The organism is Bradyrhizobium sp. WSM1417 (genome assembly GCF_000515415.1).
Lineage (GTDB): Bacteria > Pseudomonadota > Alphaproteobacteria > Rhizobiales > Xanthobacteraceae > Bradyrhizobium.
This window is the reverse complement of the sequence record NZ_KI911783.1, coordinates 4,202,100-4,215,634: the sequence shown is the minus strand read 5'-3', so window position 1 is coordinate 4,215,634 and position 13,535 is coordinate 4,202,100. Positions and strand designations below refer to the sequence as shown.

The following is a 13,535-nucleotide window of genomic DNA, read 5'->3' as shown; positions in this document are numbered from 1 at the left end:
TCGTCGCCCTGCCGCCGCAGGAGGGTGAGCTATGATCGAGCTGATCTCGGCCTTGCTCGCGCTTTGCAGCGTCGGCGTTTTTGCAGCGCACGCGGTGGATGCCTATCGCACCACCCATTACTGATAGCCTTGCACTGACGGCCTTGCCCTAGAACGGCCGCCGGTAGAAATGTTCAGAATGCGTTGCCGGCGGAAACCTGTTGGCGAGCGCGAGAGCTCCCCGCTCGTCGGTCTCGAGCGCGATCTTCTGTGCGAGCATCACGTCGCCGGGAACGAGAAAGCCTGACGGGACAAAGCACCACCCCATCGTCGCATTTCCGGCCGCGTCGATCTCATGGACATTGGCGGCGGTGCCATAATGGATGCGATAGGTCTTGCCGGTATCGCAGCCGACGACATCGAAATGCCGGTACTGCTCAAATTGGGCGCGCTGCGCCGGCGACAGCCATTCGGCCAGGAGCCGGCGACCGCGGGCATCCGGCGTGTTCTCGCCGAAGAAGCGCCGATAGAGTTCGCGTAGCGCATGCAGACGCGCACGCGCCGGCGCGCGGAGCCAGACCGCCGCGATCATGAGCAGCTCAGATCAACCGCCGACCAGGCGGGGATAGAACAGCGTTTCCTGCGCGGTCGGGTCGAACGATCGGATCCGGGTGACTTCGCCAGGTCCGGTTCGCAGCGCGGCGGTGAAGCCCGCTCCGGTCAGCTCCCGAAAGCGCCGTTCGGCCCGCGCCAGCGCTTCGGCATTGCCAGGATCAAACTCGTGGCGCGTGTCGCCAGTCTGGTCCATCACGATCTGGGTTGCCATGTTGAGTCTCCTCATGCCCAGCCCTTTCCGATCAAGCCAAACCTCGTGCCGTCGGTTCCTGATGACAAGAACTTTCTCTTGTCGGCGCATCACGCCTTGCTGAGCCAGAGTGTTTTCAAGCGAAGTGGATGCCGGTTCGCACAAAGAAAACGCGTCAAAACAAGAATCAAGAGCCCCGCTCGACGCGGCGGGCTCCGGTCAGCGCGAGGCGGCCGTTCCTCCGCCCTCGTCGATCTGCCGTCCCATCAGGGCGATCGCCTTCTGATAGACGCCGGCGGCATTCCAGGCCTCGATGGCGGCGAAATTCGGCTCGCCCGGCTGGTAACCGGCTCCTGCGCGCCAGCCATGGGCCTTGAGGAAATTCGCCGTCGAGTTCAGCGCATTGGCGGCAACTTCGAGATTGCCGGTGCCATAGGCCAGGATGTTCTTGGGCATGAACTGGGTCTGGCCGACTTCGCCGTGCATCGAGCCGCGGGTTGCCCCCGACAGCGTGCCGCGATCGATCAGCTTCAGCGCCGAATAGAGCTGATCCGTGAAGAATTCGGGACGGCGGCAGTCATAGGCAAGCGTCGCGATCGAGGAGAGCATGTTCTGGTTGCCCCGCTGGCTGCCGAACCCGGTCTCCATGCCCCAGATCGCGATCAGCGGCCCCGGCGGGACGCCATAGCGCTGCTGGATCGAGGCAAACAAGGCGGCTTGCGACTGCTTGAGCTGGCGACCCTTGGCAACGATGGTGGTGGCGCCGCGCTTTGCGAGGAACTGGTCGAGCGACAGCGAGAAGCTGCGCTGCCCGCGGTCGGCCGCGATGGTGGCACTCGCGTAATTGGTCTGCATCAGCGCCGAGAGCGCGGTCTGGCCAACGCCCTTGCCCTGCGCCTCCGCGCTGAACTCGCGCTTCCAGGTCTCGAAGCCGGCCGGCGAACTGCCGCATTGCGCGGCGTGAGCGGCGGGCGCCAGGCAGCTGAGCAGCGTCATCGCCCCAAAAACCGCCCCTACAGTTCTGCCCCTGATCATGTCCAATGTCCTCTCTCTGGCGCGATCCAATGCCCGAGCTTACCCGGACGAAGGCGCCGACTCCAAGGCGTGATCATACGACAGTTCCAGTCCATCCAACCCGCCCTCCTTGCGCCACTTGTCGAGCAGCCGCAGGAATGCCACCGGCCCGCGCCAATACTGGCTGTTTCTCGCCGCGATCGGATCGAACACGCCTTCATTGTTGTAGTAGCCGGGCGTGCATTCGGCGAGATAGGTCTGGCGGCCGAGCGCGGCTTTGACCACCTCCTCGACCCAGGCGTTTTCGGCCGCCAGCGTCGGCTCGAGGGTTCGCGCCTTGCGCTTGCGCGCTTCGGCGATCACGTAGGCGATGTGCTGCGACTGCTCGTCGATGATGTGCGGGAAGTTGGCGCTCTGGCCGGCCTGGACCATGACGATCAGGAAGCAATTCGGGAAGCCGCGGCTGTAGAAGCCATGCATCGTCTTGACGCCGTCGCGCCAGCGCTCGGACAGGCTGACGCCATCACGGCCGTACACCTCAAAGCCCATGCGACGGGCGTAATCGGTACCGACTTCGAAACCGCTGGCATAGATCAGGCAGTCGAGTTCGTAGGCATGGCCGTCGACCACGACGGCATTCTCGGTGATGCGATCGACGCCCTGTCCCCTGGTGTCGACGAGATGCACGTTGGGGCGATTGAAGGTGTCGAGATATTCGTCGTGGAAACACGGCCGCTTGCAGAAGGCCTTGTACCAGGGCTTTAACGCCGAAGCCGTCGCCTCGTCCTTGACGATCGCATCGACGCGCGCTCGGATCTCTTCCATCTTGCGATCATCGGCCTGCTCGATGACCTTGAGCGCCTCCTCGATCGAGGTCACCGGCTGGGGCTGGCGGCGCGGCGCCAGCAGGATCTCGCCGAGCAGGCCGGTCCAGCCGTCCTGCACCAGATCCTGTTCGAATGGCTCGCCCGAGATGACGGCGGTGAAATTGTCCATGCGTTCGCGCTGCCAGCCAGGCCTGAGCCCCTGCGCCCAGCTCTGATCCGTCGGGCGGTCGTCGCGCACGCCGATCGCCGACGGCGTACGCTGGAAGACGTAGAGCTCCTTGGCGGAGCGGCCGAGATGCGGCGCGCATTGCACGGCGGTGGCACCGGTGCCGATGATCCCGACGCGTTTGTCGCCAAGACCACTAAGATCACCTTCGGCCGTGCCGCCAGTGTAGGCGTAATCCCAGCGGCTGGTGTGGAAACTGTGTCCCTTGAAGCTTTCGATACCGGGAATGCCCGGCAGCTTCGGACGGCTCAGCGGGCCTCCAGCAAGGATGACGAAGCGCGCGCGGATGCAATCACCGCGATCGGTCTCGACCAGCCAGCGCGCCTCCTGCTCCCGCCATTCCATGCGCGTGATGACGGTCTGAAACAGCGCGCGCTCATAGAGGCTGAAGTGACGGCCGATGCGGCGCGAATGTTCGTAGATCTCGGGTGCTCGCGCATATTTCCGCACCGGCATATAGCCGGTCTCTTCCAGCAATGGCAGGTAGATGTAGCTCTCGGTATCGCAGGCCGCGCCAGGGTAGCGATTCCAGTACCAGGTGCCGCCGAAATCGGCGGCCTTTTCCACGAGCCGAAAATCATCGATGCCGGCCGCGCGCAGTCGCGCGCCACACAGAAGGCCGCCGAAGCCGCCGCCGACGATGAGCACCTCGGTCTGTTCGCTGACAGCCTCGCGCGCAAACCCGGAATTGGCCCAGGGGTCGTCGAGATAGCGGCCGAACTCGCCGGTCACTTCGACATATTGCGCCTTGCCTTCGGTGCGCAGGCGGCGGTCGCGCTCGTCGCGATAGCGCGCACGGAGTGCGTCAATGTCGAGTGTAGATTCGCCGGCTGTACCGGTCTTGTGTCTTTCCGCTGACATCCGTTTCCTCCCCGGCGGGCACTGCCTCGCCGGCAGCTCGCATCACTTAGCCCTGAAAAAGTGATGCATGCAATCACGTCCCTCGCTTTTTGGCGTGAACGTCGCGTGGCGTTCCGCTAACCTCAAGCGCACATCACAAGCGTACGTCATGCAACGACATGGCGGTCCGGAGGAGACGATGCAAGGATTGATGATGGACATGCCGCTCCTGATCAGCGGCCTGATCCAGTATGCCGCCGATTATCACGGCGAGGCCGAGGTCGTCGCCCGCGAGATCGAGGGCGACATCCATCGCTACACCTATGCGGACGCCCATCCGCGCATCAAGCGCATGGCGTTGGCGCTCAAGAGGTTCGGCATGATGCCCGGTGACCGCGTCGGCACGCTGGCATGGAATACGCACCGGCATTTCGAAATGTTCTACGCCGCGCCGGGCATGGGCTATGTGCTGCACACCATCAACCCGCGGCTATTCCCCGAACAGCTCGTCTACATCGTCAATCACGCCGAGGACCGGCTGCTGTTCATCGACCGCGCCACGCTGCCGATCGTGGAGGCAATCGCGCCGCAGCTCAAATCGATCGAAGCCTATGTCGTGATGTCCTCGCGCGAGCGGATGCCCGAGACCAAGCTTGCCAACGTGCATTGCTACGAGGAGCTTCTGGACAACGAGAACGACGCCGGCTTCGCCTGGCCGGAGTTCGACGAAAAATCGGCATCCACGATCTGCTACACCTCCGGCACGACGGGCAATCCGAAGGGCGTGATCTATTCGCACCGCGCCGCGATCCTGCAGACCATGGTCTCCTGCAATTTCGACTTCCTGCCCGGGCACCTGGAAGGCGTACGCGAGGTGATGATGCCGATGGCGCCGCTGTTCCACGGCAACGGCTGGAACATGCCGTTCACGGCGCCCTATACCGGCTCGAAGCTGGTGCTGCCCGGCCGCAATTACGAGCCCGACAAGCTCTACGAGCTGCTCGAAGGCGAGAAGGTGACGCTGTCCGCGGGCGTGCCGAGCTTCTGGCTGATCCTGCTCGACTGGCTCGGACGCACCGGCAACAGGTTCTCGACGCTTCGTGCAACATTGTCGTCAGGCTCGGCGCCGCCGCGCGCGATGGTCGAGAAGCTCAAGCGCGAGTATGACATCGACTACGTCCAGGCCTGGGGCATGACTGAAGCCCTCGGCTGCTCGATGCCTGGCCTGCGGCCGGGCTCCGAGCATCTCGACGACAAAGAGAAGTTCGACCGCCGCCAGGTGTCCGGCCGCGCCTGTTTCGGCACCGCCTTGCGCATCGTCGACGACGGCGGTAACGAGCTGCCGCGCGACGGCAAGAGCGTCGGCCATCTGCGCGCGCGGGGACCGTGGGTTGCGTCCGGCTACATGAAACTCGACGAAGGCCTGGACCGCGACGGCTGGCTGATCACCGGCGACATGGCCGTGATCGATCCCCAGGGCCACGTCACGCTGACCGACCGCTCCAAGGACGTGATCAAGTCCGGCGGCGAATGGATCTCCTCGATCCAGCTCGAGGACGTCGCCCTGTCTCACCCTGATGTGCTGCAAGCCGCCGTGGTCGCGATCAACCATGAGAAATGGCAGGAGCGGCCCCTGCTCCTCGTCGTCCGCAAGAAGGGCGGGACCGTCGACGGCAAGACGCTGCTCGAGTACATGCGCCCGAAGATCGCGAGCTGGTGGATGCCCGACGCCGTTGAGTTCATGGACGAGTTCCCGATGACCGGCACCGGCAAGGTGCTCAAATCAGCGTTGCGCGAGAAATTCAGAGAGTATCGCGTGGCCTGAGCCGCCGCGGGATGGTCCATCGATCAAGGAGACAAAGATGCTCTACCCGATGTCGCCCAAAGTCGTCGAGCTCAAGCGCAAGCTCGAAAGTTTCATGGACCGGCACATCTATCCGAACGAGGACCGCTTTTATCGCGAGGCGGAGGAGCTGGGGCCTTGGAAGGTCTATCCGGTCGTCGAGGAGCTGAAGCCGCTGGCGCGCGCCGAAGGCCTCTGGAATCTGTTCCTGCCGGACTCCGGCCACGGTGCAGGCCTGACCAATCTCGAATATGCCCCGCTCTGCGAGGTCATGGGCCGCTCGCATCTCGCGCCCGAAGTCTTCAACTGCTCCGCGCCCGACACCGGCAATATGGAGGTGCTGGAGCGCTTTGGCACGGAGAAGGACAAGGAGCGCTGGCTGAAGCCGCTGCTCGCAGGCGAAATCCGCTCCTGCTTCGCCATGACCGAGCCTGCCGTCGCCTCATCCGATGCAACCAACATCGAAAGCTTGATCGTTCGCGAGGGCGACCATTATGTCATCAATGGCCGCAAATGGTACACCACCAACGCGACCGATCCGCGCTGCAAGATCTGCATCTTCATGGGCAAGACCGATCCTGACAACGCGGACCGCCACAAGCAGCAATCCATGATCCTGGTGCCGATGGACACAGCGGGCGTCGAGGTCAAGCGTCCCCTGCCCGTATTCGGATTCTACGGCGTGCCCGACCGTGCCTCCGAGGTCGTCTTCACCAATGTGCGGGTCCCCAAGGAAAACATGCTGCTCGGCGAGGGCCGCGGTTTCGAGATCGCGCAAGGACGCCTCGGTCCCGGCCGTATCCACCACTGCATGCGGCTGATCGGGCTCTCCGAACGCACGCTGGAGAAGATGTGCCGGAGGGTGCGCAGCCGCGTCGCCTTCGGCAAGCCGGTCTCCGAGCAGACGGTGACGCAGGAACGCATCGCAGAAGCCCGCATCATGATCGAGCAGGCCCGGCTGCTGACGCTCAACGCTGCCTACGCGATGGACACAGTCGGCAATAAGGTGGCGAAAGCCGAGATCGCGATGATCAAGGTCGCCGTGCCCAACATGGCCTGCCAAATCATCGACTGGGCGATCCAGGCCCATGGCGGCGGCGGCACGTCGAACGACTTTGGATTGACGCAAGCCTACGCCACCGCGCGCTTGCTGCGTCTCGCCGACGGCCCGGACGAGGTCCACAGGAACCAGATCGCGCGGTTCGAGCTGAAGAAATATTCGAATGCTTGAATCGGGCGATGCCAATCGCTTCTAGTTCAGCACCTCCACCGTCGCCGAACGCCCGGCCACCAGCGACATTCCGTCAGGCACATGATCCAGCGCGATGCGTACCGGCACGCGCTGGGCGAGGCGCACCCAACTGAAGGTCGGGTTGACGTTGGCAAGGAGGCTGGCGCCCTCGACGCGGTCGCGGTCCTCGATGCCGGCGGCAATGCTCTCGACATGGCCTGAAAGCGTCACCTTCTCGCCCATCAGGCGGACCTGCACCTTGCCACCGATACGAATGCGCGCGAGTTTCGTCTCCTCGAAATAGCCTTCCACATGCAGCGTATCGCTGTCGACCAGCGCCATCACGCCTTTCCCGGCCGTGACATAGGCGCCGGGACGCAGATCCATGTTGGTGATCACGCCGTTCACGGAGGCATGCACCTCGCTGCGATCGAGATTGAGCTGGGCGACCGCGCGGTCGGCAACGGCCGCATCGAAAGCCGCCTTGGCCTGGAGCTGGGTGGCCAGCACCTGCTCCTGTTTCTGCTGCGACACGGCGTCGGTCGTCAGCGCGCTATAGCGCTTCAAATCGGCATTGGCCTGATCGAGCGTAGCCTGATGACCGGCCACCGACGCATCGGCCTGCCGCAGCGCTAGCGCAAAACGCTCGCGGTCGATCTTGAACAGGACGTCACCGCGATGGACCTTCTGGTTGTCCTTGACCAACACTTCGGTCACGAAGCCCGACACATCGGGCGCGACCTGCACCACGTCGGCGCGCACCCGGCCGTCGCGGGTCCATGGCTGCTCCATGTAATAGACCCAGAGCTCGCGGCCGACGGCGAGCGCGGCGACAACGGCAAGGAGCGTCAACGCGAGGCGCCCGAGCCAGGCAACATTCCCTTTCATGCAAGATACTCCGAGAGATAGACGACAACGCCGAGAATGCAGACGTAGATCGCGAAATCGAACAGCGCGCGGTGCCAGACCAGCCGGTAAAGATCAAAGCGCTGCATGAAGCGGCGCAGCAGAGCACTCAGCGCGTAGGCGATGATGATCCACAACAGCAGCGCTGGCACGAGCACACCGTAGATATCGATCACGTATCTCATGCCGCAACACTCTCGCCTGCCCGCGGCCGATAGGCCGGTGCGTCCGGAAACAGGCCGCGCCTTATGCCCACGAGGCCGACCAGGGCGTCCTCGCGCGCCTTTCCGTTGGGATCCTTCACCGCCCGGGCCAGTGCCCGATCGACGCTTGTCAGAAGTTCGGCCGGCATTCCATCACCCGCATATCTGCGGCAGGCGATGGCGAGCTGATCGAGCATGTCGTCGATCACGGCAATGGTGGATACCGCAAGCCCGTAGCGGGCGCGCCGCAGATCGATGATGTTGATTCCGATACGAAGCTGGACCAGGCTCTCGGCGTCGCGGCGGTCACTCTCGGAGAGAAACGCGATGCGCTGCACCAGAAGGCCGAGCCGGTGCAGCATCAGGCCCGCGAACTCCGCGCGATCCCGCTTGCCGCGCCGTTCGGCGGCGACCGCGAGCGCCGTCCAGTTCGACAGCACGAGGCGGTTGGCGATCCACTCCGCCCCCACCCCACGCGCGATCCGCGTCACCAGCTCGGCAATGATGACACCGACGAAGAAGGCGACAGCGGAATTTGCGTAGGACGCGAAATCCGCGCTGTAGGTCGATTGCAGCGCCAGCAGCGTCGCCGTGTTGGCCGCGAGGGCCATGCCGGTTCCGGTCGTTGCGGGCCGTGCGATCAGGAAGCCATAGAAGAGGAACGTTGGCGCGAGCGCGGCGACCAAAACCTCGAGATGCGAGATCGCGGGCACCAGCGCAAAAAGGTAGATCGCCACGACGACAATGGCGACCAGGGACCACAGGCCAAAACTGCGGATGAAGCGCGCGGGCTCGTCCTGCGCGGCGAAGAACGAACAGGCGACGGCCGCCATCATCGGCGCCGACGCGCCGTCCGGCCAGCCGGTGCCGATCCAGAACGCGCAGCAGATCAGGATGGCCGCCGACGCGCCGGCAGCCGACCACAGGGCAAGGCCGCGATCCCTATGGCGCACCGGCGCGGCACCTGCTTCGGATTGGAAATCCAGGTCGAGGGTCGAGACGTTCCGGTTCTCGGCGATCGCTTCCGTCAGGGCGCGGCAATCGCGCGAGAGGTCGACCAGCTCGCGCAGCCGCGACAACAGGCTGGTGACGATGATCCGCTCCCAGGACGCGCTGTCGTCTAGGACCGCCTGCTGCCGTGCAATCATGGCGCGAATTCGCTCGGCCGGCTGCCGTGCGTTGGCGTCGCCGGTGATCCATCCCGCGAGATCTTCCAGGAGCCGCCTCAGCTCGGGTTGCCGCCGCAACGCCTCCTCGCCCAGCGCGGCGAGCCGGTCCTCGAGCGAAGCGATCACCGGCAAAAGCATCAGCATGCGAAGCCGGATTTCACCCAATCCGACGACGGCATTAGGGTCGGTCAACCGATCATAAGCAAGATGGGTGGAGAGCGTGTCTATTTCGACGACGTCGGTCGCAAGCTTGATGCGCTTGCCGCGGCGGGTTTCGTTCGTCCCGTGGCGCAGCAGGACGACTTGACTTAGGCGCTGCGCGTCCGCCACCCAATTCTCGATCCGATTGGCAACAGCCGGCGCGACGCTGCGAGGAAAGACGATGGTCGAAACCAGGCTTGCGCAGATGATGCCGAGCGAGATTTCCTCGAGCCTCGCCACCGCGGTCTCGAAAATGGCGCCCGGCTCGGACACCGAAGGAAAGCCGATCAGCGCCACCGTGTACCCGGCCAGCATGAAGACGTAGCTGCGTGGTGTGCCATCGAGCAGCGAGAGATAAAGACAGAGCCCGACCCAGAGCGCGATCGCGAGGCACAGCAGCTCGGGTGCATCGATCAGGTTTGGGACCAGCGCCACCGTCGTGATCGCGCCGACCAGCGTGCCCATCACGCGGAAGAACGCCTTCGAACTGGTCGCGCCCGCCAGCGGCTGCGAGGTGATGTATACGGTCGCCATCGCCCAATAAGGCCGCGGCAGATCCATTGCCAGCGCGATGACGAGCGCCAGGATCGAAGCGGCGAACGTCTTCAAAGCGAAAATCAGGTCCGCGTGGCGGACCAGGAAGGGTTCATTTGCGCGCATGGCTATTTCGTTTCGGCGTCGGTCTTAGCGGCTTGCCCACCGTTCTATGCGCTGGAGAGTCGCGAAGGTGACCGCAAGTTCCTCGGGGCCGATATCATGCAGCAGGCTGGCCCGCCCCGGCCGGACCCTGGCGCGGCGAGGGTTCCCGACGGCCTACTGACATCTCGGCGGACCGCTTGCGCGCGACCCGCCTCCGGCGGCGACAGCCCTCGCTCAGTTCACGACGTACACATCCGGATCGAAGCTGGAGCTCGGCTTCTTGAAGGCGTTGCGCAAGGCGCCCGACATCGGGACGTTGTAGTTGAGGCCGTTCGGCGGCGTCGGCGATTCCAGCCACTTCTTGTAGAGGACCTCAATCTCCTGGCTCGCGTATAGCTCTGCAGTCGCGCGATCGGCGAGCGCCTTGAACGGCGCGTCCTCCCGCCGCAGCATGATCCCGTAAGGCTCCGGCTTCGAGAACGTCTCCTCGCTGATCATGAAGAGCTGAGGTTCTTTCGAGCGCGCGATCGCGACCGCGAGCTGCACGTCGTCGAGCGCGTAGGCCTGGGCGCGATCGGTTTCCAGCAGCAGGAAGGCTTCGGCCTGGTCCTTGGCCGGCATCACATTGATGCCGAGATTGCGCTCCGTGTTGACCTTGGCGAGCTGCGTCAGGTTGACCGAGCCGGCCACCGCCGTCACCGCCTTGCCCTTGAGATCGTCGATGGTGTTGATCTTTGCGGCTTTCTTGGCCGCAAATCGCGTTGCGCTGAGGAAGTGCGTGTTGGTGAAGGCGACCTGCTTCTGGCGATCGGCATTGTTGGTGGTCGCTGAGCAATGCAGGTCGAGCGTCCCGTTGACCATCAGCGGAATCCGGTTCGACGACGTCACGGCGAGCGTGTCCACCGCGACGTCGGGCATACCGAGCTGCTTCTTCACGGCATCCACGATCCTGAGGCAGATATCAATGGCAAAGCCGACCGGCTTCTGGTTGCCGTCGAGATAGCTGAATGGGACCGAGGCCTCTTGATAGCCCAGCGTGATCTTCTTGGTCTCTTTGACCTTTTGAAGCGTACCCGACAGGTCTTCGGCGGAGGCGGCAGTTGCAAGGCATGTGAGGGCCAGGACAACAGTGGGTAAACGCATCGGGAACTCCTCAAGGAGGCTCGCGCCTCCATGCCGGGCGCAGCAATCGCACCGTTGATAGCGCAGGCGCGCGGCAGCCGCCACACGAGCTTGCATCTATCAGCTATGGCGGCTTGCGATATGGTGACCGGCCCTTTGTCCGCCTGGAGTCGAGGCGCCTCAAGCGCCAGGATGGCTGTTACGCGTCGATGCCGCGCTGGACCAGGATCCGCTCGGCGCTGTCGTTCCAGACGTCCATCTTGGTGATCCGGCCATTCCGCACCACGAAGCGGTCGACGTAGCGGTTGCCCTCGAACGCGGTCCCATCCATCCATTCGCCGTAAAGCGTGCCGACGCTATAGACCACGGTCTCGTCGTCGCCGGGGCAGACGTCGAACCGATCCATCTTCTTCTTGACCCAGCGGTAGCGCTTGGCGTTGAACCCGGTCGGGCCCCGCGGATGATCGAACTCGCGCCCGCCGGTAAAGGTGATCACCGTGCCCGGCGCCATATAGGCCGCCGCGGCGTCCGGATCGGGGATCATCGACGCCGTGAGATAGGCTTCAACGATCTCGGCGTCGAACGACGGACCGGCTTCGGCTTTTGCGGCAGCGGACATGGCTCATTCTCCCGGGCTTGCGGAATACTAACGCCACTCTCGGGGAATACGTGCATATATTTTGAACATTTCCGTCGCTACACTGCCGACAATCTGGAGCCGCCAAACGCGGCCGAATGCACTAAATTCCTTCCGCAAGAGCCATGACCGCCCGATCCGCCTTTGACATCATCTTTCGCAACGCCTTGCTGCGTGGTGCCGCCGACCCGATGGACATCGGCGTCACGCGCGGCCGGATCACCGCCATCGAACCGACGCTCGCCTGCGAGGCCGTCGAGGTCGATGTCGGCGGGCGTCTCGCCCTGCCCGGCTTCGTCGACAGCCACATCCATCTCGACAAGGCCTGCCTGCTCGGCCGCTGCGGGCATGATCACGGCAGCGTCTCCGAAGCGATCCGCGCCGTCTCCGGGATGAAGAAGGATTTCTCGGTCGAGGACGTCTACGCGCGCGGCGCCCGGGTGCTCGAACGTGCCATCGTGCACGGCACGACGCGCATGCGCACCCATGTCGAGATCGATCCGCGCATCGGCTTGCGCGGCTTCGAGGCGGTGAAGGCGCTGAAGCGTGACTATGCATGGGCGATCGACCTGTCGCTCTGTGTCTTTCCGCAGGAAGGCCTCACCAACGATCCCGGCAGCGAGGAGCTTCTGATCCAGGCGCTGCGTGACGGCGGCGAGGTGATCGGCGGCTGTCCCTATACGGACACGGACCCGAACGCCCATCTCGCACGCATCTTCGACCTCGCCGAGGTGTTCGACGTGGACGTCGATCTCCATCTCGATTTCGATCTCGATCCCTCCTGGTGGCACCTCGACGAGGTCTGCCGGCACACCGAGCGGCGCAACTACGGGGGGCGCGTGGCAATCGGCCATGCCACGAAACTCTCCGCACTGCCACCGGAGCGGCTGAGGGCCGCCACCGCGCAGCTGGTGAAGGCCGGCGTTGCCGTCACCGTGCTGCCGGCAACCGATCTCTATCTGATGGGGCGCGAGGCGACCCACAACACGCCACGCGGACTGACGCTCTGCCACAAGCTCGCCGGCGACGGCGTGGTGTGCTCGATCGCGACCAACAACGTGCTCAATCCCTTCACGCCATTCGGCGACGCCTCACTGCTACGAATGGCGAATTTCTACGCCAACGTCGCGCATGCCCAGGTCAACGACTTCGATACCTGCCTTGATCTCGTGACCGAGCTGCCGGCGCGGCTGATGAACCTCAGGGATTACGGCATCGAGGTTGGAAACCCCGCCGATCTCATCGTGCTCGACACGCAAGACAGCCGCTTCGCCATCGCCGAGCTGCCGGATATCGTGATGGGCTTCAAGAGCGGCCGGCGGACTTTTGCGCGTCAACGGCCCACTCTGTTCAGCCCCGGCTGCTGATCCGCTCTCGATGCATATCTGCATTGAAGGACGGCTGATTTCCGAGCAGCTTCCGTTCGATGTTACCGCTCATCGTTCCGCAAATCCGAATCCGGTAGAATACCGGATAGTAGATTCTTGCTGATTCTCGATAGCTGCGCGCATTGCAAGTCCCGCGGTGCCGGTCATAGTAGGACCTGCACTGATGTCTGCATTCAACGAGGAAGCATCGACATGTTCGGCGCATTCAGCGGCATCGACCATCAATCCGATCGAGCGAGAACGCCCAGCGACACCGCCGTGAAGCGGCTCGACGGCATCGGGCACGTCCTGTCGGACCTCGATCTGGCGGGCGTCCAGACCCAGGATGACCTGACGCGCATGCTCCTGACGCTCGATACCGCCGACAAGTGTATTCGATCGATCCGCGCAGAATTCCGGACCGAAGCCGCGAACGATCGACTGGACCGCAAGGCCGAAGACCTGATGGCGTTGATCGAACGCATCCGCGACGAGTTCACTGGCTGTCGCATGGCAAAGTCCTGAG

General features: G+C 63.9%; 13 protein-coding genes. 4 read left to right on the top strand and 9 right to left on the bottom strand.

The genetic code is table 11. The annotated features are described in order from the left end of the window. Positions 1–148: 148 nt before the first annotated feature. The 4 genes from BRA1417_RS0120085 to BRA1417_RS0120070 form a co-directional block, all read right to left on the bottom strand. The gene (locus BRA1417_RS0120085; RefSeq protein ID WP_007592397.1) at positions 149–571 is read right to left on the bottom strand and encodes a hypothetical protein; all 423 of its coding nucleotides are present in this window, start codon (positions 569–571) and stop codon (positions 149–151) included. Between the two features lie 12 nt (positions 572–583). After that, positions 584–805: a hypothetical protein gene (locus BRA1417_RS0120080; RefSeq protein WP_007592399.1), complete on the bottom strand. Its 222-nt coding sequence runs from the start codon at positions 803–805 to the stop codon at positions 584–586. Positions 806–1,003: 198 nt separating this feature from the next. After that, the gene (locus BRA1417_RS0120075; protein WP_027517345.1) at positions 1,004–1,819 is read right to left on the bottom strand and encodes a lytic transglycosylase domain-containing protein; all 816 of its coding nucleotides are present in this window, start codon (positions 1,817–1,819) and stop codon (positions 1,004–1,006) included. A 39-nt stretch (positions 1,820–1,858) separates the two neighbouring features. Next, a complete protein-coding gene (locus BRA1417_RS0120070) occupies positions 1,859–3,712 on the bottom strand; it encodes an NAD(P)/FAD-dependent oxidoreductase (RefSeq protein WP_027517344.1) in 1,854 nt (617 codons plus the stop codon). A gap of 178 nt (positions 3,713–3,890) precedes the next feature. Here BRA1417_RS0120070 and BRA1417_RS0120065 point away from each other — a divergent pair, with 178 nt between their 5' ends. Together BRA1417_RS0120065 and BRA1417_RS0120060 are read left to right on the top strand one after the other, a co-directional pair. Next, positions 3,891–5,516, top strand: coding sequence for a long-chain fatty acid--CoA ligase (locus BRA1417_RS0120065; RefSeq protein ID WP_027517343.1), 1,626 nt, complete (start codon positions 3,891–3,893; stop codon positions 5,514–5,516). A 37-nt stretch (positions 5,517–5,553) separates the two neighbouring features. Beyond that, positions 5,554–6,765, top strand: a complete 1,212-nt coding sequence (locus BRA1417_RS0120060) for an acyl-CoA dehydrogenase family protein (protein ID WP_027517342.1) — start codon at positions 5,554–5,556, stop codon at positions 6,763–6,765. 21 nt (positions 6,766–6,786) lie between these two features. Here BRA1417_RS0120060 and BRA1417_RS0120055 read toward each other — a convergent pair whose 3' ends face one another. From BRA1417_RS0120055 to BRA1417_RS0120035, 5 genes are all read right to left on the bottom strand, one after another. Beyond that, positions 6,787–7,653 (bottom strand): HlyD family secretion protein, encoded by an 867-nt coding sequence (locus BRA1417_RS0120055; protein ID WP_027517341.1) that lies wholly within the window; start codon positions 7,651–7,653, stop codon positions 6,787–6,789. Further along, positions 7,650–7,856 (bottom strand): DUF1656 domain-containing protein, encoded by a 207-nt coding sequence (locus BRA1417_RS0120050; RefSeq protein WP_027517340.1) that lies wholly within the window; start codon positions 7,854–7,856, stop codon positions 7,650–7,652. The genes BRA1417_RS0120055 and BRA1417_RS0120050 overlap by 4 nt, the downstream gene beginning before the upstream one ends. Then, positions 7,853–9,904, bottom strand: a complete 2,052-nt coding sequence (locus BRA1417_RS0120045; protein ID WP_027517339.1) for an FUSC family protein — start codon at positions 9,902–9,904, stop codon at positions 7,853–7,855. The genes BRA1417_RS0120050 and BRA1417_RS0120045 overlap by 4 nt, the downstream gene beginning before the upstream one ends. A 213-nt stretch (positions 9,905–10,117) precedes the next feature. Then, positions 10,118–11,026: an amino acid ABC transporter substrate-binding protein gene (locus BRA1417_RS0120040; RefSeq protein ID WP_027517338.1), complete on the bottom strand. Its 909-nt coding sequence runs from the start codon at positions 11,024–11,026 to the stop codon at positions 10,118–10,120. 178 nt (positions 11,027–11,204) lie between these two features. Then, a complete protein-coding gene (locus BRA1417_RS0120035; protein ID WP_027517337.1) occupies positions 11,205–11,624 on the bottom strand; it encodes a nuclear transport factor 2 family protein in 420 nt (139 codons plus the stop codon). 143 nt (positions 11,625–11,767) lie between these two features. Here BRA1417_RS0120035 and BRA1417_RS0120030 point away from each other — a divergent pair, with 143 nt between their 5' ends. Together BRA1417_RS0120030 and BRA1417_RS0120025 are read left to right on the top strand one after the other, a co-directional pair. Next, positions 11,768–13,009: an amidohydrolase family protein gene (locus BRA1417_RS0120030; protein ID WP_027517336.1), complete on the top strand. Its 1,242-nt coding sequence runs from the start codon at positions 11,768–11,770 to the stop codon at positions 13,007–13,009. Positions 13,010–13,222: 213 nt separating this feature from the next. Further along, a complete protein-coding gene (locus BRA1417_RS0120025) occupies positions 13,223–13,534 on the top strand; it encodes a hypothetical protein (protein WP_027517335.1) in 312 nt (103 codons plus the stop codon). The last annotated feature ends 1 nt before the right edge of the window (position 13,535 follow it).